We start from the raw sequence: 18,407 nt of genomic DNA, 5'->3' as shown, positions 1-18,407 counted from the left end.
TGTGGCGCGCTAGCACCCGGCACCGCCAGCAACCCGCCCTGGCAAAAGCCGCAGCACCGCGGCATGACGGCCCCCGCAGCGCCAGAGTTCGCAGGCTGCGCACGTCGACGGTGCGAGCGCACCGCCGGCACCTGCCTCGGTACATCCCCAATCGCCCCGCCCTGAAAACTGTATAAAGAAGAAATAAAAAAGTAAGCAAATTACAAAAATCCCGTTGCAAACCCCATACAAATGCTTAGCATTCGTAACCCAACCTGCCCTTGCGCACAGTGCAAGTGCGGTTTGTTTACAGGAGCTCGAATGCTGCAGAAATACTGGGTTGCCGCGCTGCTGCTCTGTGCCGGTCTGGCGCAGGCAGACGAAGTGCGCAAGGGCCAGCTCGATAACGGGCTGAACTACGTGATCGAACACAATGCCAGCACCGCCGGGCGCGCCGAGCTGCGGCTGGTGGTCAAGGCCGGCTCGCGCGACGAGCTGGACGACGAACAAGGCATCGCCCACCTGCTGGAGCACATGGCCTTTCGCCGCAGCAAGCACTTCGGTCCGGGCGAAATCGGCAAGTTTTTCGACGGCCAGGGCATGCGCTGGGGTAACGACAGCAACGCCTGGACCGGCTGGGAAACGACGTCCTATCGCATGACCATCGGCAACGATGCCGTGCCGCGCGGCCTGCAGCTGATGGCCGACTGGGCCGGCGGCATCGAGTTCGACCCGGCCGAACTCAAGCTGGAACGGCAAGTGGTGCTGGATGAAATGCGCCTGCGCAGCGACGATATGCGTTTTTATCGCGACGCGGCAGATGTTTTCTATCCAGAGCGGGACTACAGCAGTCGTATGCCCATTGGCGAGGAAAAGGTGCTCAAGACCTTGCCGCTGGAACGCATCGCTGCCTTCTACCGCCGCAACTACGTGGCGCCACGCATGACCGTCATCGTGGTCGGTGATGTGGACGCAAGCAAAACCGAGCAATTGTTGCATCAGCAGTTTGCGACCACTCCCGCCGGGCCGGTACCCGCCCCATGGGTTACCGCCAAACCCATGCAGGGCACCGGTCTGTACACCAACTATCTGCTACGCAGCTTGCCCAAATCGCGCGTGATCTGGGGTTGGGTGGAATACTGGGATGGCGTCACCACCGATGACGGCCGCCGGCGTGATCATCAGTACTTCGCCATCATGAGCATCCTGCAACACCGTCTGCAACTGCGCAGCTCGGACAATTTCACCAATCCGCAATGGTCATGGGAAACCATGATCCCGCACGCGCAATATAGCGAGCTGTACGCAGATCCCAAGCCTGGCAAGACACTGGCTGCGCTGGAAGAACTGTATACCGAGCTGGAACGCGCCCGGCGCAACGGTTTCTCGGACAGCGAAGCCGATTTTGCGCGCAAAGCCGTCCTGCAACGGTATGAACAAGCGGCCAGCCAACCCTTGCTGCAAGCTGATCGCGCCAACTGGCTGGCCACCGTCGCCAGTGATGGCGGTCTTGCAGATACGCCGACCGAGGCCTTGGTGCGCCTCAAGCAATACCTGCCTGATCTGACCCCGGAAAAACTGCAGAAAACACTGGATGAAACCCTGCGCCAGCGCCCGCAACTAGCTGCGGCGCTGCGTTCGCCCAACGATAAAGCTGATGGCTTTGGCACGGTGACCGACAGCGACATTGCGGCCATTCAGACCAAGGTAGCCAAGCTGGTGCTCGATGACGGCCAGCAGCAGTTCAAGCAAATCCAACTACTGGATGCCCTGCCGCAACCGGGCAAGGTCGTGAGCAGCACGCCGCTGAAAGATGGCGGAATCTGGACCCTGAGCAACGGCATGCAGGTGCAATGGCGCAAGCAATTGGTGCCGAACGAACAGATCGGCATCGCCATCCACGGCACCGGCGGCCTGCATGCCTTGCCAGCATCGCTGCAGCTGGCTGGCCTCGCCTACGAGAGCTACATCAGCAGCGTCGGCATGGGCAAACTGAGCCTGCAGCAATTGCGCGATGCCCTGAATGGCAAATCCGTGCAGCTGAATCTGATGCTGGGCGTAGATCAGTACTTTGCTCAGGGCAGTAGCAGCCCGCAGGATATTGAGACCTTGCTGCAGCTGATCCATCTGGGCTTGCAGGGCCTGCCCGAGGACGAGCAGGCGCGCAACACGGCACTGGCCAGCGTACGAACGGCGCTGGAGGGCAAACGCAATGACTGGCCCGATCTGCAGGCCTATGGCCCGGCCTGGCCATGGGCATACCGGCATGATGCCGAGCTCAATGCCCTGCAGGCCGCAGACATCGTCAAGGTGCATCGCGCGCTGTATGGCAACCCGGCTGCACTCAAGGTCGTGATTACCGGCGTTGCCGATGCACAGGCAATCCGGCAATTGGTAGCGCGCTATCTGGCATCCTCCAGCGCCGATGCGCAGCGCCCCGCCCTGCTGCCACTACAGCAGCTGGCACTTGCTGATCGCCACACAGGGGTATTCAACTCGGATGCTGAGGGCAATTCCTTCTGGCGCTTTATCAGCCCGCAGCCTCCCACGCTGGCCGAGCGCTGGCAGAACTCCGCGCTGGCCGACATTTTGCGCCAGCGCCTGCAACCACTGCTGCGCTTCAACAGCGGCCAGAGCTATGGCGTGTGGAGCAATGCCGATGGTGGTGACAGCCGTGGCATACTCATCCGCCTGGGTTACACTGGCCCGACCGATCAGTGCGCAACCATGGCACGCACGGTACTGGCCACCACGCGTACCTTGAGCGAGGAAGGCCCAAGCGACGCAGAACTGAAAGCTGCCCACGAGTTGCTGGCCAAGTGGCGTGCGGATTGGCCGCACAACCCGGCGGCCTATGCCGCCAGCCTGGGCCGTGTATGGCAATACGGCCCGCCAGAGGGCCTGCCTGACCTGGATGCCATCCTGACCCGCCCGGCACTGCAGCAACTTGCCCAGCGCCTGTTCACCCTCGACCACAGCTACCTCGCCGTCGGCGGCTGCCAGCCCTTCTGGGGCGAGGATGGTCTGAAGTCGCTGGTCGCCAACCCCTGATCCACGGGGGCTGCCTGCAGGCCGCCCCCTTCATCGCGAGATTGAACATGTCATTGAACCAGGCACACCATGCCAGCCAGTTCGCTGCCTTGCAAGCACTGGGCGCGGGCGAATTCATCCACCTGAACGGTTCGCTGGCCGAGCACCTGCACGGCACGGCCAGCCTGCTGCATGCATGGGGTGCCGACACTACCCTGGTGCAGGCCGGTCTGTTCCACGCAGCCTATGGCACCGCGGGCTATGGCGAGGCACTGGCGCCACTGAGCCTGCGCAATGCCATTGCCGACCTGATCGGCACCGGGGCCGAAGCGCTGGTCTATCTCTACTGTGCCTGCAACCGCGCCCTGTACTACCCGCGTCTGGGCACGCCTGCGCAGTCGCGTTTGCCCGATCGCTTCAGCGATAGCGAGCGGCGCCTGTCCGACTGGCAGATTGCCGCGTTGTGCGAGCTGACCGCCGCCAACGAGACCGAGATCGCCCTGCACAGCAAAACCTTCCTGCAGCAATACGGCAGCGAGCTGCACGCACTGTTCCAGCACATGGCCCCGTGGCTGAGCGCAACCGCCCGCGCCGAAACCAGCCGCGTGTTCGCCCCCCATGCCGCAGCAGTCCCGGCATGACCCTCACCCTGCGCGCAGCCCGGGCCAGCGATGCCACCATGCTCTCTGCCCTGGCCTGCCAGGTGTGGCTGCACACCTATGCCAGCAGCGGCATCAGCCCCGCCATCGCAGCTTATCTGCACGATACCTTTGCAGCGCCACGCTTCATCGAACGGCTGGCCGATCCGCAGCAGCTGCTGACCGTGGCCATGCAGGAGGATCACTTGCTCGGCTACGCCCAGCTGCACACGGCCAGCCCCTGTCGCGCCGCGCCTGATTTGCCGGTCGAGCTGCAAACACTCTATATACTCAAGCACGCCAGCGGGCGTGGTATCGGCCGGCAATTGTTGCTGCTGGCCAGCACACAGGCGGGGCAACACAGCGCTACGCCACTCTGGCTCAGTGTCAACGCCGCCAACGCGCGCGCAATCACCTTCTACCAGCGCAACGGCCTGCAGCAGATCGGGGAATACGACTTCCTGCTGGGTGGCCAGCACTACCCCAACCTGCTGCTGGCAGGCAGTCCGGCAATGCCCGCCCACCCACAGCGGCCCACGCATACAGGATTCGAAGCATGAAGATCAGCACCATCGCCCCGTTGTTTGCACTGCTCGCCGCCAGCCAGCTTGTGCAGGCCAATTGCAACGTGGCGCTGAAGTTGCAAGGCTCGGTCAGCGTCAAGCGCTGCGACAAGCAAAGTACGGACTGCATCCCCGCCAGCGACGCCGTGTATCAATATACCCACGCACGCAAGGACGATGCCGACGACGAACTGGTGATCGCCCTGCACGGCAGCCCCTGGCATGTGTATGACCCTGATTACCACATCATCGACATGGCCGAACTGGCCGCACTGGTGCGCCAGCAGGGCAGCCAGATCAAGCATGTCACGCTGCTGTCATCCTGGAGCGGCATCGCCCCCACCCCCGACAGCAAATCGCTGGCGCAGCAGCTCTCCGCCGCACTCAAGGGCATGCCGGTCAGCGGTCAGGATGGCTTTGTCTGGTTTGCCAAGGATGGCAGCGTCAGCACCACGCACCAGGCGTTCACCCTGCGCGATGGCGGCGCCTACATGCTGGCCAGGGGCGACAAGGTCATGGCCTCGCTGGCCGCCGGCTGGCCGGCAGCGCTGGAAGAGCGTTTCGTCAAAGAGGGTGATGCCGGCGGGCTGATGCGTAGCGGCGTCGGGCACGACATGCTGACCCTGTGCCCGGCGCGGGCGCTGCAGACATTCGAGGCCAGTGCCGTACTCGGCAACCCGGTCGCCGCCTACAACGCTGCACTGATGCATCTGGAAGCCGGCGAATTTCATGACACCGCCAAAGCCCGCACCTTGCTGCGCCAGGCCGCCAAACTGGGCGATGCCAAGGCGAAGGCCAAGCTGGCGTCGCTCGATGCAGGACACTAGACGCCGCGCGCCAGCAGGCAGCGCTACGCTCACTTGCCATGCAACCATGGTTTTGCAGCGTATTGCCTGCCTTGCCCGCATCGTTACACCGGATTAGCCACCCCTCTTGCGTTCAGGCCTGCGCCAGCCAGTGCGCCAAGCGTTGCCCGATGGCATCGGCATGGTCTTCCTGCAGGTAGTGCGCGCCAGCGCCCAGTTGCACCAGCTCGCAATGCTGCAGGCCTGCAGCAAACTGCGCAGCGTATTCCGGCGAAACCAGCGCCCCCGGCGTGCCGGCAAACAGCAGCTTGGGATAGGTCGATGCCGCCAGCGCGGCATGCGCCTCGGTCAGCAGCGCGTGCACATCGGCCGGCTGGCCTTCGATGGGCAGCTCGTTGGGCAAGCGCCAGATCGGCTTGCGGCTGGCCGGCGTTGGGAATGGCGCGCGGTAGGCGTTCATCTCCGCATCACTCAAAGTACGCATGATGGCGGCGGGCACGATGCGTTCGATGAAGACATTGTGTTCCATGATCATCGCCTCGCCCTCGCCCGGCGTACGGAACTTGCGGAAGGCCTCGCGCGCGCTGTCGCGCTGATGAAAATCCGCCCAGCGCGCAAACGGGCGGATGAATTCCATGAAGGCCAGCCCGCGCATGCGCTCGGGGAAACGCGCCGCATGGTGAAAGGCCAGCGCCGTACCCCAGTCCTGCGCAACGATAAAGCAGTCACGAATACCCAGGGTATCGAGCAGCGCATCGAGGTAGCGCACGTGGTCGGCAAAGCGGTAATCGATATCCGGTTTGCCGGATTGGCCGTAGCCGATCAGATCGGGCGCGATGCAACGTGCCTGGGGCGCCACATGCGGGATGATGTTGCGCCAGATATAAGACGAAGTCGGGTTGCCATGCAAAAACAGCACCACCGGCCCATCCGCCTTGCCCAGATCACGATATGCCATATCGGCGCCCAATACCGTGGCGCGTTGCAGGCTGTGCTCGAACTGCAATTCATGCGGTGCGTTCATGCTGTCCTCCCGAGAAGACGGTTGCGAAAGCAATGCGCTTGAAGCGCTCGAGCGCAGCGGTGCTGCGCTCCACCTTCATGCGCAGGATGGCGCCCTGCCAGCTGGCCAACAGGAACTCGGCCAGCTCGTCGGGCGGGAAGTCGGTGGCAATCTCGCCGGCGGCTTGCGCATCAGCAATGCAGCGGGCAAACAGATCGCGCCATTCGCCAAAGATGCCGGCCAGTTGTTCACGCAGCAGCGCGCTGTGGCCGGGCGTTTCCAGGCTGAAGTCGCCAATCAGGCAGCCGCGCGTGCAGCCGTCGGCCGCCAGCTTGTCGGTAATCAGGTCCAGATAGCGCCGCAGACGATCGCGCGGCGGCAGGCTGGCATCGTCCAGCGCCTGGCGCACCAACCCCTTCACATAGTCGAAGTAACGTGCCAGCACCTCGGCGGCGAATGCCTCCTTGGAGCTGAAATGATTGGTAAACGACCCCAGCGGCGCACCCGCCGCCACGGTGATATCGCGCACGCTGGCGCCAACATAGCCATCGTGAAACATCACCTGCAGACCGGCCTGCAGCAAGGGTTCACGCAATGAGGGCTTGGCCATGAGATGGGCTCCGTGTTGTCTTGCTCAAAATAATACGTACGTACGTATTATTTTGCAATGCAAATCGCCCACGGAAACAAGCGAATCGACAATGCCCGAAAAATGCCAAGGAACCCCGGGACTGCCAATCGAGTGCGAAACACGCGCACTTGGTGGTCTGCAGACCAAGCGCTAAAGTAAGGCCCGACACCCCATCAGACCCACCCAATGCTTAGCCTGTACGCAGCAGATATCGAGGTACAACTGGATGTCGATGGCTACCAGTTTCCCTTCAGTCGCTTCGTTTGCGACGATGACCGCTGGCTGCAAATCCGTGGCAACATCCGGCACCCGCTGGGCCACTGGCAATTCCGCGACCCTTGCCTGACCAACGCCGAACTGGCCACGCTGGCCAAGTGGCTAAGCACCCTGCAGCCAGGCGGCGATGACGATGGTCTCGGCTTCTGGGAGCCCTGCCTTGACTTCGCGCTGACCAGCCAGCCCGAACCTGCCATCGTCCTTACCCTTGCCCACGAATGCGCCCCGCCATGGCTCAGCGGTGAGGAACGCTACGATGGCCTCACACTGCTGCTGCCGCTCGCCCTCAACCCACCTGCCGATCTCGCCATTGCTGCGGCCGCCATCCTGCGACGATTTCCGGTGCGCAGCACTCCGGACTAATTTTCAGCACTTACCCACTCTGAATTGCTGGATATCCACTCAATCCAACAGTCGCTCCGCCCAAGGTGCGTAATGAAGACCAGAAACATAGGCTGCAGCCAAAGCTGCACAAAAATAATAACTTGGTCTTCACCTTCCTGCAGATGAACCCGCAGCTGCAAAACCTCCTGATTAGGCAATGGCACCTCAATCCAGTCCGGCCGGCTCATGCTCTTCAGCGCGTCAAGACTGACTGAATGCCAGTCCACCTCCTGCCAACGCGTATCTACCCGCAAAGGGATGCACAGGAAGGCATCAGCTTCATCATCGTCAGGCCGGAAAAAATCGATCTCCAAAAAAGGCGGTCTGCTGCACATAACGGCGGCCACGCTATTTCACCCCCTCCACAATCCGCTCATCCTCCACCCGGAACATCACCTGCAGCGGCAAAGACGGACAGCAGCCTGGGTCCTTGTCCCCCCACGCCTGCCCCGCCAAGCGCACCGATCCCGGCGCGATCACCAGCTTGCGCGAATCAAACGTCCGCCAGCCCCGCCCACCGATCTTGCTCACCGCAACCAATCGATAGGGCTGCGTCGCCCGGCCCTCAAAGCGATCAGGCGGTACGGCAGCAAACAAGGCCAGATACTCCGCGTGGTAATTGCCGCCACCAAAGCCCTCGATGCTGAACAGCACCACCGCATCACGCGGCGACTCGAACACCTTGCCGTAGTGGATGGAACGAAACTCCGGATAACTCACCGCCATGCCATCGCTGAACGCAGCTATCAGACCGTCCACCCGCCGCTGCAGGGTGCGCTCGGCACCCGATCCAGCCTGTGCCTGCATGCCCGCGAGCAACATGAACACTGCGAGCAAGGAGCCCAAGCCCCATCGGAATCTCATCGCCTGTCTATTCAACACCCGAATGCCCCACCCTGCAGCAAGTGCAGGAACTGTTCCAGCCATTCCGCCAGGCTACTCGTGTCGAGCATCGCCAGCCCCGCAACCACGCCTGCGTCGTAAACAATGAACAGCAGCCCCAATGACAATGCCATGCGCAACCATGGTCTGGGCAGCCGCCAGAACCAGATCAGATGCAGCAGAGTTGCCGAAGCACAAAACAGCAAAGCAAGTGGAACGCCGTACCCCGGTGTACAAGACAGTCTACCCATCCGCACTGCAAAGAAGGCCACGATCAGCAGCAATAGCATTCCACTGATGCGGTAGCTGCGGACGCCGTTCAGTTTCCACGTCATCACCGCCTCAACACCCACCATGCAGCCCCTTAATGAAAGTCGGCCACCATGCCGCACCAGCTGGCTCAACAAACCCGATCCAGCCAAACGCCCCGCCCACGCACAACGCTGCATAACCCACCAACAGCAGCACCGCTGCGTGCGCCCAAGCCCAAGGCAAATTGCGGAACGCCCTGCAGCAGATCGCATATAAACCGATCAGCGCCAGCATCAACGGCGCATCCCAGCCCCCGAATCCACCGCATTGGTGAAACCCATAGGCATAGCCGCCCGCCGCCATGGCCAGCAACCAGACCAATGCAACGGCCAAGCGGCCGCCCCACTGGCCGGTTGCAAGGATCAGCCCACTGCGCACTCGCTTTCTCCACGATGCATTTCTTGCTGGCTCATCTCAAGTACGGGCCACGGCACTGACACAAAAATCATAAAAATTGGGGCCTGTTCTATCCCACTCTTTTTTATCCGGATTGTTGCCCACCTTCACCATGAGCTTGCGTAAAGTCGGCCAATCTGCGGCCTGGCAGGCATAGCGTGCATACACATTCAGATTGTATCGATCCGGGTAATCAGCCTGGATTCGCTCCAGCCCGGCTTTCATCCGCGGCCAATCCACTTCGCCGGATCTGAACATGTCGTCCGAGTACTCGAGATCATGCAGCTTTGCAAACAGCGTTTCGCCCAGCTTGGCGCGCGTACGGGCAACCGCATCATCCACAAACTGCTTGTATTTTGCATTTGATCCAAACCAGCGTTCAGTAAAGTAAATCGCCGCATTTTTGTAAATTGGGTAGTAATCCGGGTAGCGCTGCTGGCCTTCGTCATACACTGCCCTGAATTCCTTTTCGCTGACGCCCAAGCCAAGCTGCACTTTCAGCATGGTTACATACCATTCAGGGTTGCTGCGAGCTGCCGGGCTGGCTTCAAGCAGCATTTTTTGCGCAACAGTCATCTCATCGCGAAATGCCTGCCAAGCTTGATTGCTCACCGTATTGGCATAACCATATCCACGATAGCTCCAGGCAAGATTGCTGCGCAGCCTTGGGACTGCAATCTCCGCAAAAGGCGATTTTGGCATGCGCTTGCGCCACTCCAGCAAATACGGCAACTTTTTCCTCAATACTTCTGCATTCTTGATGCAATCGCAGCCTGAATGCAGATCTTTGGTCAATCCAGCCATGCCGGCATTCAGCACTGGCAAACCACCACTTAACCGTTCCTGCTGATCCAGCGCGCGTTGCAGAGCATTGTCGACAAGCTGATATTGTTTTTTTATCAGCAATGCTTCGTATCTCTCCGCCTCGCTATCGAACGAGGCCTCCCGCAACGCTGCATTCGCCAATGCCATGCTGCATAACAGCGGTATCGCCCATGACCATCTCAATCTCACCAGATTCACCATTCAATTCCTCAACAAATCAAGAGTCCAAATTTTCAGACATCCCGTATCACGCCAACCGCATGAAGGGCGCGGACCACATCGCTTTCGGCAAGCCGCTGCAAAACGGGCGCACTCCCGCATGATCTGCATCACACCAAATATTTCACATCTAGTAATCAACATGAAACCATAGCATAATGCCTCGCCTGCCCTTCGGCTGCAAATCACAAGACACCTCGCGAGAATCAGGATGCAAACCAAACTGCTCTGTACGCTGGCTCTGGCCGGCATGGTCATCAGCACTGCCAGCCTGGCTGCAGTCAATTGCGCCAAAATCAACCAGCGCGACGCAGCGGGTGAAACCCCCTTCACCATGGCCATTTCCGGTGGCAAAACCGCCCAGGTCAAGGACATGCTCAATCGCTGCCAGCCAGAGCTGGACAAAATGAGCAAGGAAGGCTGGTATCCGCTGCACGTGGCCGCCTACTACGGCTCGGTCGAAGTCATCGAACTGCTGGTCAAGAAGGGGGCCGACATCAACGCCCGCGGCACCTACGACGACATGACCCCGCTGCACATGGCGGTGTCCTACGGCAAGCCGGAATTCGTCAAGGCACTGCTGGCCAATGGCGCCGACAAATCGCTGAAATCGGCCTCCGGCAAAACGGCCTACGACATTGCCAAGGATGACAACAAGACCACGCTGCTGGCATTGCTCAAGCCCTGATCTCTGCCATTGTGCGCAAGCACGTGCGTGGCGCCATGCCATGCACGTTGCTGCCCATCCCACCCGGCAGCTACCAATCCCCATCCACCCCGTGCACCCGCGCCAGCTCGCCCTGCATCTGCGCCCATAGCTGCGGACCGCCTTCAGCCAGCTGCTGCGCCATGGCGGCCAGCCCGTCATCAGCCGTGCAATGGCGTGCGCCCCAGGCACCCAGTTGCACCAGCAACGGCAGCAGATTGATGCCGGCAGCGGTCAGGCTGTAGATCGCCTTTTGTTTATGACCAGGATCATCCGCACGCGTCAGGATGCCGCAGGCCACCAGCCGCGCCAGCCGCTCGGCCAGAATATTGGTCGAGATGCCCTCGGCCGATTGCAGAAATTCGCGGAAATGCCGCTTGCCGGCAAACATCATGTCGCGCAGCAGCAGCAGGCTCCAGCGGTCACCCAGCATATCCAGCGTCAGGCTGATCGGGCAGTACGATCGTGCGGTCGTCATCATCATGCACTCCAAAACCGCTTGCATTTTTGCACTGGTTTTTCCACACTACAACTGATTGCAAATTGCAATCAGTTATCCCGATCGAGCGCGCTGTCATGCACAAACTCATCCTGCAGATGCAAATGTCGGCCGATGGCCGCGTCGCCACCCAACGCCCCATAAACTGGACGCTCTGGGGCTGGGGTGACCACTGGCCGTGGGATGCCGCGCTGCGTGCCGACTTCAACGCCACGTTCGCCCGCGCCAGCGCCATCCTGCTCAGCCGCGCCATGGCAGCGGAAGGCTATCTCGATCACTGGCGCGGCATGGCCGAGCGCCACCGGGGCAACGCCGACTACGCCTTCGCCAGCCGCATCGGCACCCTGCCCAAACGCGTGTATGGCCGCACGCCGGTAAACGGTGAGTGGCCCAATACCCGCAGCGCACACGGCCCGCTGCACGAGGTCATCGCCCGGCTCAAACAAGACGGTGATGGCGATCTGCTCTGCTTCGGCGGTGCCAGCTTCGCCAGCGCCCTCGCCGCCACCGGCTTGATCGACGAGTTCCAGTTCTACCTCAACCCCAGCGCCATCGGCCCCGGCAGCTCGCCGTTCGATGCAATGCCCCATGGCAAGGCCCTCACCTTGCTGAGCAGCTGCGCCTACGCCTGCGGCATCGTGGTCAACCGTTACGCCCCAGCCTGACCCGGCAAACACGCAACATCCCCCACGGGGGCGCTTGCAGCGGCACCTGCAACCGTGCGCCAATTCACGCATGCATGCCGTCCTGCCAAGACTCACCGCCACCCTGGCCACGCTCGCCCGCCGCCACGCCCGCACCTTGCTGGGCTGCCTGCTGCTGGTCAGCCTCAATGCCTTGCTGGATGGCTTCCGCTTCATGTTCATGCTGGCCATGCTCAGCCTGCTGCTCATCATCCCCGTGCAACTCTGGTGGCTGTGGCGGCGCAGCGAGCGGCTGGACCGGCTGCTACGCATCGCGCTCTGGCTACTGGCCTGGGCCGCCGTGCTCTACACCGATCACCGCGTCGTACAACAACGCGAGGCCGACGCCGCACACGTTGCCCGGCAAATCGAGCAATACCAGCGCCTATACCAGCACCCGCCCCGCACCTTGGCCGAGGCTGGTATCGACCCCGCGCTGGCCACCAGCATGCACCTGCGCTACAGCATTGAAGGCGCATATGGTCCTTTATTGTTCTACCCCAGCGCCCTTAGCCCCTTTGACAGATACTTCTACGACTTCAAACAACACCGCTGGGATTTCCACCCTGACTGACGCTGCCCCATCTGCCCCTATGAGCCTGCTCGACGACCTCACCTCGCAAGACCCGCAGCGCATCCGGCGTGCATCCGGGGCGATCCGCGATTTGCGGGACCGCCCGCAACTACTCGCGCTCGCTGCGCATATCGATGCCATCCGCCACAGCACCGCTGATGTGGAACTCGGCGGCATGCTGCGCCCCAACCGCAGCCATCTCGATTTTGCGTTGCGCAAACTTGCGCTGGTGGCGCAAAGCGATGCCTGCCTGTGCGGCTGCTATCCGCTGGATGACCTCTACAGCCCCAACGAAGAAGCGCGCGACGGCCACATTGAAATCACCGCCATGGAAAAGGTAAACGGCAACTGGTTCGAGGACTACCTGTGCCGCTGCACCCACTGCGGCCAGCGCTTTCGCGTCGAGGAACAGGAATATCACTACATGTGGTGGCGCTGGCTGCCGCAGCAGGCCTAAAGGATCACCATGCACGGCATCAGCCACCTCACCTTCATCGTTCGCGATCTCGACCGCATGGCCCGCCTGCTGAGCGATGGTCTCGGTGCCGAGCAAGTCTATGACAGCGGCAATCAGCCGCACTCGCTGTCGGCCGAGCGCTTTTTCCTGCTCGGCGGCGTGTGGATCGCCGCCATGCAAGGCGATCCACCGGCCACGCGCAGCTATCAGCACGTCGCCTTCCACGTCGATGCCGCCGACCTGCCACACTACACCGCACGGCTGCAGGCACTCGGCGTCGATATCCACCCGCCGCGTCCGCGTATCGAGGGCGAAGGCGAATCGCTCTACTTTTACGATTTCGACAACCACCTGTTCGAACTGCATACCGGCACGCTGGCACAGCGCCTGGCCAGCTATGCCGCGTTGGCCACACCCGCCTGAGCACGCCGGCAAACGACGCACGGTCGCGGCCAAATGCGCCGGCGGCCACGCATCGTGCTACCCTGCGCGGCTCATTCCCCACCCGCCCCGGAGCCCCCATGTTTACCTGCCTGAACCAATCCTGCGGCGCGCAGTGGAAACCAGAAGAAGTCACCATCAAGAACGAAGGCCAGGGCGAGATGTTCCGCTGCCCGCACTGTGGCGCACGCAACTACGTCATCCGCAGCGTCAAGGCCAACGGCAAGGTCACCTACAAGCAGGTGCGCCCGCAGTAAGCACCCCAAGCCGTCCGCATCGCGCTCATGCTCACCCGCACCCAGTTCACCCTGTTGCTCGGCCTGTTGTGGGGCCCGTTCATCCTCGGCGGCCTGGCCACGCTGGCCGGTCCGGCCGGCCCGGTGCCCACACTGAATGACGCCCACTGCCTGGCCCTGCTCGGCCAGGAATTGCTGCAACTGGCCATCGGCTGCGGCTTTTTGCTGCTGGTGGGCTGGCCGCTGCCACCGCTGCAGCTCAATATCACCGTGCGCCAGTCGCTGGGCGGCCTGCTGCTGTTCGGGCTGGCTTACCTGCTCACCCTGCTCGGCCAGCAGCTCGCCGTCGCACTGGGCGCCGATGCCAGCGCACTGACCACGCTACTGGCGCAAATCAACGTCAGCTGGCCCGTCGCCACCTTGGTGTCGCTGGTCAACGGCAGCTTCGAAGAACTGGTGCTGGTCTGGCTCATCTTTGCCCGCCTCGGCCACCACGGCACCGGCTTCGCCGTCGGCATCAGCGTACTGCTGCGCGTGCTCGCCCACGTCTACCAGGGCCCCGTCGGCGTGACGGGTGTGTTCATCTTCGCCCTTCTCATGGCCCTCGCCTATGCCCGCTACCGGCGCATCTGGCCCCTCATCCTCGCCCACGCCCTCACCGATCTGCTGGCGCTGCTGCAATAGCCCCGGTACTGGTACGGCGGGCAGCACATCAGCTAACATCGCCGCATGCCTATCTCTCCCGCAATGCGCCGCGCCTGCCGGCCAGCTCTGCTCGCCTGCCTCGCCCTGCTGTGCAACGTGCCCGCCCGCGCCGAAGTCAAGCTCGCGCCTGATTTCTTCGAGCGCCTCAACGTCCGCTGGCGCATCGACCGCGCCATCAGCGATGCCCAGCATGATCTCGCCACCGGCAACGCCCAGATTTATGTCGTCGGCGGCTACAGCCCCGTAACCCCCGGCATAAGCGACGAAGAAAGGGCCCGCCTGTCCATGTTGCCCACCAATTCGGACGACGTGGGCTGCATGACCCCTCGTCCGGACAGCCCCGATTCCGGCAGCGAAGAATACGCCCGCCGCTACAACAGCTACATCGCCGCCCACTACGTTCCCCTGCCAGCCGCACCAGTGACGAGCGCTGGGCACAATGCAGCGCCCTGACCCCACGCGATCACCCCCATGTACCTCCCCAGCGCCTTTGCCGAAGCCCGCCCGGACCAGCTTGCCGCGCTGATCGCGCAACAGCCGCTCGCCACCCTCATCGTCCAGCATCAAGGCGGGCTGGATGCCGATCACGTGCCGCTGCTGCTGCGCCCCGGCGCGCCGCATGGCACGCTGGCCGGCCATATCGCCGCCGCCAACCCGCTGGTGGCGCGCATCGGTGACGGCATCGATTGCCTCGCGGTATTTCACGGCGTGCAGGGCTATATCTCGCCCAATGGCTATGCCAGCAAGGCACAGGGCGGCAAGGTGATGCCGACCTGGAATTATGAGGTGGTGCACGTGCACGGCCGGCTGCGCTGCGTGCGCGACCCGGCCTGGCTGCTGGCCCTGCTGCATGCACTGACCGACACCCAAGAGCAATCCCAAGCCAGCCCCTGGCGGGTGAACGACGCCCCGCCCGACTACATAGACCGCTTGCTGGGCGCCATCGTCGGCATCGAGATCGATATCGGCAGCATGCAGGGCAAAGCCAAACTCAGCCAGAACCAGCCCGCCGCCAACCAGCAATCGCTGCTGGCCGCGCTGCACGGCGCTGGTGATGCCACCTCACTGCAGATGGCGGCCGCGATAAAGGAAAGGGCAAAGCCGGGCTGATACCCGCATCGTATCCGCCCGCCAAAACCAGCTTTCTTGCAGCTTTCCAGCCCATCCGGGCACAATGGCAGCCTGATTTTCCTGCGGCCACACCATGCGTCACACCCTGCTTGCCCTGCTGCTCGGCACTCTCTGCGCCACATCGGCCTTTGCCGATCTGCAAGACGGCTTTGACGAGTACGAACTCGACAACTATGCCGGCGCGCTGAAGGAATTCCGCCCGCTGGCGGAAAAGGGTGACCCCCAGGCCCAGTTCGCGCTGGGCACCATGTACTGGCATGGCAAGGGCGTGCCCAAAGATGCCGCCGAAGCTGCCCGCTGGTATCAAAAAGCCGCCGACCAGGGCAACGTCGACGCCGCCAACAATCTGGGCCTACTCTACGACCAGGGCGATGGCGTACCGCATGATGCCAAGCGCGCCATCGCACTGTTCCGCAAGGCGGCCGACAGGGGCTCGGCGGGTGCGCAAAACATGCTGGGCCTGCATTACCTGGGTGGCGATGGCATCGCCAAAGACGTTGCCAAAGCCAGGCAGCTGCTGCAGCAAGCGGCCGAGGCCGGCCTTGCGACCGCGCAATACAATCTGGCCAGCTATCTTGAATTCAAGGCCAGCCCGCCCGATCCCGACGCTGCGCTGGCGTGGTATCGCAAGGCGGCCGCACAGGGCCATGCCCGCGCGCAACTCGGCCTTGCAACACTTTACCTCGAAGGCAAGGCCGTGCCACAAAGCGACCTGGAAGCGCTGGCCTGGGTACGCAAGGCTGCCGACGGCGGGCTGGGCGATGCGCAGTTCCAGCTTGGCTTGATGTACCGGCAAGGCAAGGGAGTACCCGCCGATGCGGTCGAGGCAGTCAGGTGGTACCGCAAAGCTGCCGAGCAGGGCAATATCGATGCGCAACACAATCTGGGCGTGCTTTATCTGAAAGGCATCGGCGTGCCCAAGGATGCGCAGCAAGCAGCAGTCTGGCTGGGCAAGGCGGCCGAACAAGGCAGCCCGGAGTCACAGCGCAGCCTCGGCTACCTGTATCTGGACGGCACCGGCGTGGCACAGAGCAACGCTGAAGCACTGCGCTGGCTGGGCAAAGCCGCCGCACAGGGCGATGCCATTGCCCAGCGCGAAATGGGCGTCAGCCATGAGCTGGGCCGTGGCGTGGTGCAGGACTATGGCACTGCCGCCGACTGGTACAGCAAAAGTGCCGAGCAAGGCCAAGCCAACGCGCAATACGAACTGGCCCGCATGTACTGGTTTGGCACCGGGCGCGACCGCGATCGTGAGCAAGCCATCGCGTGGTATCGCAAGAGTGCTGAGCAAGGTCTGCCCGAAGCGCAGGCTGCGCTCGGTCTTGCCTATCAGAAAGGCGACGGCGTCGCGAAAGACGTCGAGCAAGGACTGCAGTGGTTGCGCAAGGCCGCCGGGCAAGGCGACAGCGTCGGCCAGGTCGGGCTGGGCTACAGCTATCAGGCCGGGCTGGGCGTACCGGTCGACCCGGCCATGGCCGCCCGGTATTATCGCCTGGCAGCGGATCAGGACAATACGGAAGGCCACTACTATCTGGGTTGGCTCTATGCCAGCGGTCGTGGTGTCCACAAAGACCTGCAGCAGGCCCGCCAGCTGTATACCAAGGCAGCGCAGCGCGGCTACACCGATGCCCAGTACCAGTTGGGCTTCCTGCTGGCCAGTGGCAAGCCCAGCAATGCCGACCTAGCCAGCGCGGTCGACTGGTGGACCCGCGCGGCAGAACAGGGCCATGCGCAAGCACAGTTCGAGCTGGCCTACGCGCAGGAAAACGGCCGTGGCACTGCCCGGAACGAAGCCGCCGCCGCCGAGTGGTATGCCAAAAGCGCGGAACAGGGCAATACCGATGCCCAGGTTAACCTGGGCATGCTCTACCGTGACGGCCGCGGCGTAGCGCGCGATGACGAACGCGCCACCGCGCTGTTCCTTGAAGCCGCCAACGCAGGCAACGCCACCGCAGAAAACAATATGGGCATCGCCTTTCGCGAGGGCAGAGGCACCAGCAAAAACGACGTCATGGCGTTCAAGTGGTTTACCCGTGCGGCCAATCACGGCGATGACATGGGCCAGCTCAATCTGGGCTATGCCTACTCGCAAGGCCAAGGTGTCGCGACCGACGCCCATCAAGCCGCATTCTGGTATGGCAAGGCCGCAAACCAGGGCAATAGGGTGGCGCAGCACAACCTTGCCCTGCTGTATCAGGAAGGGCGTGGCCTGCCGCGCAACCTCAAGGAAGCGGCACAGTGGTATCGCAAGGCAGCCGCCCAAGGCCACCCGGCCGCCACCAACAACCTGGCCCTGCTCTACCAGCACGGCGACGGCGTGCCCAAAAACCCTGTTGCAGCCTATGCGCTCTACACACTGGCACAGCAAAAAAAAGCCCAGTTGAGCGTTGATCCCAACGTCAACCGCAGCGCGGTTGAAAGCAGCCTCACCCCGGCCGAACGCAAGCGCGCCGGCCAGCTGGCCGACAAACTCATCACCAGCACCAACCCCATCACCACACTGGATGACTTCCTGAAGGGCAGCCACAAACCATGACCCAGCCTGCCGCCCGCCCCGACCACAAGCTGCAACACCTCATCCCACTCTGCCTCGCGCTGTGCTGCCTGGCCCTGCCGGCCAGCCACGCCGTGGCAGCAACGGCAGCCAGCGCCAGTGCCACGGCCCCCGCCAATGACCCGGCGCTGCTGCTCACCCGCTTCTATGGCTGGTATCTGGACGAGTTTGACCACGGCCGCAGCCCGCTCACCGATCAGCCGCGCGCCATGCAAGCCTGGGTCAGCCGCGCCGCGCTCAAGCGCATCCGCGCCGGCTTCGCGAGTGGCCGCTATGACAGCGACTATTTCACGCGCACACAGGACATCCTGGAAGACTGGCCCGCGCACGTCGCCGTCAGCAAGCTGAGCCAGCAAGGCCACAAAGCCACCGCCATCGTCACGCTGGGCCGGCAATCGCCCTGGTCGCTGCGCGTCCAGCTCAGCCTGGGGGCGGAAGGCTGGCGCATCGAAACCGTCACCGCACTGCATCCCTGAC

Annotated in this window: 25 protein-coding genes; 17 read left to right on the top strand and 8 right to left on the bottom strand. The window is 62.7% G+C overall.

All coding sequences use genetic code 11. From position 1 onward, the window contains the following. The first annotated feature begins 300 nt into the window (after window positions 1–300). Genes B9A19_RS04550 through B9A19_RS04535 form a run of 4 tightly spaced genes read left to right on the top strand, consistent with a single transcriptional unit; the run spans window position 301 to window position 5,037 of the window. On the top strand, window positions 301–3,030 hold the full coding sequence (locus tag B9A19_RS04550; protein WP_176216771.1) for a M16 family metallopeptidase: 2,730 nt from the start codon (window positions 301–303) through the stop codon (window positions 3,028–3,030). Window positions 3,031–3,077: 47 nt separating this feature from the next. Then, a complete protein-coding gene (locus B9A19_RS04545) occupies window positions 3,078–3,650 on the top strand; it encodes a DUF6817 domain-containing protein (RefSeq protein WP_084089355.1) in 573 nt (190 codons plus the stop codon). After that, complete coding sequence (locus tag B9A19_RS04540) at window positions 3,647–4,207, top strand: GNAT family N-acetyltransferase (protein ID WP_084089354.1); 561 nt, start codon at window positions 3,647–3,649, stop codon at window positions 4,205–4,207. Before B9A19_RS04545 ends, B9A19_RS04540 begins: the two co-directional genes overlap by 4 nt. Beyond that, window positions 4,204–5,037, top strand: a complete 834-nt coding sequence (locus B9A19_RS04535) for a DUF8616 domain-containing protein (protein ID WP_084089353.1) — start codon at window positions 4,204–4,206, stop codon at window positions 5,035–5,037. Before B9A19_RS04540 ends, B9A19_RS04535 begins: the two co-directional genes overlap by 4 nt. Window positions 5,038–5,149: 112 nt before the next feature. Here B9A19_RS04535 and B9A19_RS04530 read toward each other — a convergent pair whose 3' ends face one another. Both B9A19_RS04530 and B9A19_RS04525 read right to left on the bottom strand, forming a co-directional pair. Next, a complete protein-coding gene (locus B9A19_RS04530) occupies window positions 5,150–6,040 on the bottom strand; it encodes a haloalkane dehalogenase (RefSeq protein ID WP_084089352.1) in 891 nt (296 codons plus the stop codon). Beyond that, window positions 6,024–6,629 (bottom strand): TetR family transcriptional regulator C-terminal domain-containing protein, encoded by a 606-nt coding sequence (locus tag B9A19_RS04525; protein WP_084089351.1) that lies wholly within the window; start codon window positions 6,627–6,629, stop codon window positions 6,024–6,026. The genes B9A19_RS04530 and B9A19_RS04525 overlap by 17 nt, the downstream gene beginning before the upstream one ends. 207 nt (window positions 6,630–6,836) lie before the next feature. On the opposite strand from B9A19_RS04525, the gene B9A19_RS04520 reads away from it, so the two are divergent. Continuing rightward, on the top strand, window positions 6,837–7,289 hold the full coding sequence (locus tag B9A19_RS04520; protein WP_084089350.1) for a WapI family immunity protein: 453 nt from the start codon (window positions 6,837–6,839) through the stop codon (window positions 7,287–7,289). Here the strand turns inward: B9A19_RS04520 and B9A19_RS04515 are convergent. The 5 genes from B9A19_RS04515 to B9A19_RS04495 form a co-directional block, all read right to left on the bottom strand. Beyond that, complete coding sequence (locus B9A19_RS04515; RefSeq protein WP_139798655.1) at window positions 7,286–7,624, bottom strand: hypothetical protein; 339 nt, start codon at window positions 7,622–7,624, stop codon at window positions 7,286–7,288. The two genes, B9A19_RS04520 and B9A19_RS04515, sit on opposite strands and share 4 nt — an antisense overlap. A gap of 34 nt (window positions 7,625–7,658) precedes the next feature. Then, a complete protein-coding gene (locus tag B9A19_RS04510; RefSeq protein ID WP_139798654.1) occupies window positions 7,659–8,147 on the bottom strand; it encodes a hypothetical protein in 489 nt (162 codons plus the stop codon). A 38-nt stretch (window positions 8,148–8,185) separates the two neighbouring features. Continuing rightward, window positions 8,186–8,527: a hypothetical protein gene (locus B9A19_RS04505; RefSeq protein WP_139798653.1), complete on the bottom strand. Its 342-nt coding sequence runs from the start codon at window positions 8,525–8,527 to the stop codon at window positions 8,186–8,188. Window positions 8,528–8,534: 7 nt separating this feature from the next. Beyond that, the gene (locus B9A19_RS04500) at window positions 8,535–8,837 is read right to left on the bottom strand and encodes a hypothetical protein (protein WP_139798652.1); all 303 of its coding nucleotides are present in this window, start codon (window positions 8,835–8,837) and stop codon (window positions 8,535–8,537) included. Window positions 8,838–8,918: 81 nt separating this feature from the next. Beyond that, window positions 8,919–9,872 (bottom strand): DUF4034 domain-containing protein, encoded by a 954-nt coding sequence (locus tag B9A19_RS04495; RefSeq protein WP_176216770.1) that lies wholly within the window; start codon window positions 9,870–9,872, stop codon window positions 8,919–8,921. Between the two features lie 23 nt (window positions 9,873–9,895). Here B9A19_RS04495 and B9A19_RS22460 point away from each other — a divergent pair, with 23 nt between their 5' ends. Both B9A19_RS22460 and B9A19_RS04490 read left to right on the top strand, forming a co-directional pair. Beyond that, window positions 9,896–10,048 carry a hypothetical protein gene (locus tag B9A19_RS22460; protein WP_176216769.1) on the top strand — a complete coding sequence of 51 codons (153 nt, stop codon included), beginning with the start codon at window positions 9,896–9,898 and terminating at the stop codon, window positions 10,046–10,048. A 107-nt stretch (window positions 10,049–10,155) separates the two neighbouring features. Continuing rightward, a complete protein-coding gene (locus tag B9A19_RS04490; protein ID WP_084089344.1) occupies window positions 10,156–10,632 on the top strand; it encodes an ankyrin repeat domain-containing protein in 477 nt (158 codons plus the stop codon). Window positions 10,633–10,702: 70 nt separating this feature from the next. Here B9A19_RS04490 and B9A19_RS04485 read toward each other — a convergent pair whose 3' ends face one another. Continuing rightward, window positions 10,703–11,128 (bottom strand): winged helix-turn-helix transcriptional regulator, encoded by a 426-nt coding sequence (locus B9A19_RS04485; RefSeq protein WP_084089568.1) that lies wholly within the window; start codon window positions 11,126–11,128, stop codon window positions 10,703–10,705. 98 nt (window positions 11,129–11,226) lie between these two features. On the opposite strand from B9A19_RS04485, the gene B9A19_RS04480 reads away from it, so the two are divergent. The 10 genes from B9A19_RS04480 to B9A19_RS04385 all read left to right on the top strand — a co-directional run bounded on the left by B9A19_RS04480 (window position 11,227) and on the right by B9A19_RS04385 (window position 18,406). Continuing rightward, window positions 11,227–11,814 carry a dihydrofolate reductase family protein gene (locus tag B9A19_RS04480; protein WP_084089343.1) on the top strand — a complete coding sequence of 196 codons (588 nt, stop codon included), beginning with the start codon at window positions 11,227–11,229 and terminating at the stop codon, window positions 11,812–11,814. Window positions 11,815–11,884: 70 nt separating this feature from the next. Further along, a complete protein-coding gene (locus B9A19_RS04475) occupies window positions 11,885–12,406 on the top strand; it encodes a hypothetical protein (RefSeq protein ID WP_084089342.1) in 522 nt (173 codons plus the stop codon). Window positions 12,407–12,425: 19 nt separating this feature from the next. Further along, window positions 12,426–12,863, top strand: a complete 438-nt coding sequence (locus B9A19_RS04470; protein WP_084089341.1) for a hypothetical protein — start codon at window positions 12,426–12,428, stop codon at window positions 12,861–12,863. Window positions 12,864–12,872: 9 nt separating this feature from the next. Then, window positions 12,873–13,286: a FosX/FosE/FosI family fosfomycin resistance hydrolase gene (gene fosX / locus B9A19_RS04465; RefSeq protein WP_084089340.1), complete on the top strand. Its 414-nt coding sequence runs from the start codon at window positions 12,873–12,875 to the stop codon at window positions 13,284–13,286. Between the two features lie 98 nt (window positions 13,287–13,384). Further along, complete coding sequence (locus B9A19_RS22455) at window positions 13,385–13,561, top strand: hypothetical protein (RefSeq protein WP_176216768.1); 177 nt, start codon at window positions 13,385–13,387, stop codon at window positions 13,559–13,561. A 27-nt stretch (window positions 13,562–13,588) separates the two neighbouring features. Then, window positions 13,589–14,224 carry a CPBP family intramembrane glutamic endopeptidase gene (locus B9A19_RS04460; protein ID WP_084089339.1) on the top strand — a complete coding sequence of 212 codons (636 nt, stop codon included), beginning with the start codon at window positions 13,589–13,591 and terminating at the stop codon, window positions 14,222–14,224. Between the two features lie 45 nt (window positions 14,225–14,269). After that, window positions 14,270–14,698 (top strand): hypothetical protein, encoded by a 429-nt coding sequence (locus tag B9A19_RS04455; protein WP_139798651.1) that lies wholly within the window; start codon window positions 14,270–14,272, stop codon window positions 14,696–14,698. 18 nt (window positions 14,699–14,716) lie between these two features. Next, the gene (locus B9A19_RS04450) at window positions 14,717–15,355 is read left to right on the top strand and encodes an FMN-binding negative transcriptional regulator (protein WP_084089337.1); all 639 of its coding nucleotides are present in this window, start codon (window positions 14,717–14,719) and stop codon (window positions 15,353–15,355) included. 94 nt (window positions 15,356–15,449) lie between these two features. Then, window positions 15,450–17,912 (top strand): SEL1-like repeat protein, encoded by a 2,463-nt coding sequence (locus B9A19_RS21990; protein ID WP_139798650.1) that lies wholly within the window; start codon window positions 15,450–15,452, stop codon window positions 17,910–17,912. Then, window positions 17,909–18,406, top strand: coding sequence for a YqhG/Tai3 family protein (locus B9A19_RS04385; RefSeq protein WP_084089336.1), 498 nt, complete (start codon window positions 17,909–17,911; stop codon window positions 18,404–18,406). The genes B9A19_RS21990 and B9A19_RS04385 overlap by 4 nt, the downstream gene beginning before the upstream one ends. Window position 18,407: the final 1 nt, after the last annotated feature.

Origin of the sequence: Andreprevotia lacus DSM 23236 (assembly GCF_900176275.1) — a bacterium.
GTDB lineage: Bacteria > Pseudomonadota > Gammaproteobacteria > Burkholderiales > Chitinibacteraceae > Andreprevotia > Andreprevotia lacus.
The sequence above is the reverse complement of the archived record's forward strand: the minus strand, read 5'-3'. Positions and strand labels throughout refer to the sequence as shown.

Coding starts and splice junctions, on each gene's coding strand:
- B9A19_RS04550 (WP_176216771.1), top strand. CDS start 301: ATGCTGCAGAAATACTGGGTTGCCGCGCTGCTGCTCTGTGCCGGTCTG.
- B9A19_RS04545 (WP_084089355.1), top strand. CDS start 3,078: ATGTCATTGAACCAGGCACACCATGCCAGCCAGTTCGCTGCCTTGCAA.
- B9A19_RS04540 (WP_084089354.1), top strand. CDS start 3,647: ATGACCCTCACCCTGCGCGCAGCCCGGGCCAGCGATGCCACCATGCTC.
- B9A19_RS04535 (WP_084089353.1), top strand. CDS start 4,204: ATGAAGATCAGCACCATCGCCCCGTTGTTTGCACTGCTCGCCGCCAGC.
- B9A19_RS04530 (WP_084089352.1), bottom strand. CDS start 6,040: ATGAACGCACCGCATGAATTGCAGTTCGAGCACAGCCTGCAACGCGCC.
- B9A19_RS04525 (WP_084089351.1), bottom strand. CDS start 6,629: ATGGCCAAGCCCTCATTGCGTGAACCCTTGCTGCAGGCCGGTCTGCAG.
- B9A19_RS04520 (WP_084089350.1), top strand. CDS start 6,837: ATGCTTAGCCTGTACGCAGCAGATATCGAGGTACAACTGGATGTCGAT.
- B9A19_RS04505 (WP_139798653.1), bottom strand. CDS start 8,527: ATGACGTGGAAACTGAACGGCGTCCGCAGCTACCGCATCAGTGGAATG.
- B9A19_RS04495 (WP_176216770.1), bottom strand. CDS start 9,872: ATGGCATTGGCGAATGCAGCGTTGCGGGAGGCCTCGTTCGATAGCGAG.
- B9A19_RS22460 (WP_176216769.1), top strand. CDS start 9,896: ATGACCATCTCAATCTCACCAGATTCACCATTCAATTCCTCAACAAAT.
- B9A19_RS04490 (WP_084089344.1), top strand. CDS start 10,156: ATGCAAACCAAACTGCTCTGTACGCTGGCTCTGGCCGGCATGGTCATC.
- B9A19_RS04485 (WP_084089568.1), bottom strand. CDS start 11,128: ATGACGACCGCACGATCGTACTGCCCGATCAGCCTGACGCTGGATATG.
- B9A19_RS04480 (WP_084089343.1), top strand. CDS start 11,227: ATGCACAAACTCATCCTGCAGATGCAAATGTCGGCCGATGGCCGCGTC.
- B9A19_RS04475 (WP_084089342.1), top strand. CDS start 11,885: ATGCATGCCGTCCTGCCAAGACTCACCGCCACCCTGGCCACGCTCGCC.
- B9A19_RS04470 (WP_084089341.1), top strand. CDS start 12,426: ATGAGCCTGCTCGACGACCTCACCTCGCAAGACCCGCAGCGCATCCGG.
- fosX (WP_084089340.1), top strand. CDS start 12,873: ATGCACGGCATCAGCCACCTCACCTTCATCGTTCGCGATCTCGACCGC.
- B9A19_RS22455 (WP_176216768.1), top strand. CDS start 13,385: ATGTTTACCTGCCTGAACCAATCCTGCGGCGCGCAGTGGAAACCAGAA.
- B9A19_RS04460 (WP_084089339.1), top strand. CDS start 13,589: ATGCTCACCCGCACCCAGTTCACCCTGTTGCTCGGCCTGTTGTGGGGC.
- B9A19_RS04455 (WP_139798651.1), top strand. CDS start 14,270: ATGCCTATCTCTCCCGCAATGCGCCGCGCCTGCCGGCCAGCTCTGCTC.
- B9A19_RS04450 (WP_084089337.1), top strand. CDS start 14,717: ATGTACCTCCCCAGCGCCTTTGCCGAAGCCCGCCCGGACCAGCTTGCC.
- B9A19_RS21990 (WP_139798650.1), top strand. CDS start 15,450: ATGCGTCACACCCTGCTTGCCCTGCTGCTCGGCACTCTCTGCGCCACA.
- B9A19_RS04385 (WP_084089336.1), top strand. CDS start 17,909: ATGACCCAGCCTGCCGCCCGCCCCGACCACAAGCTGCAACACCTCATC.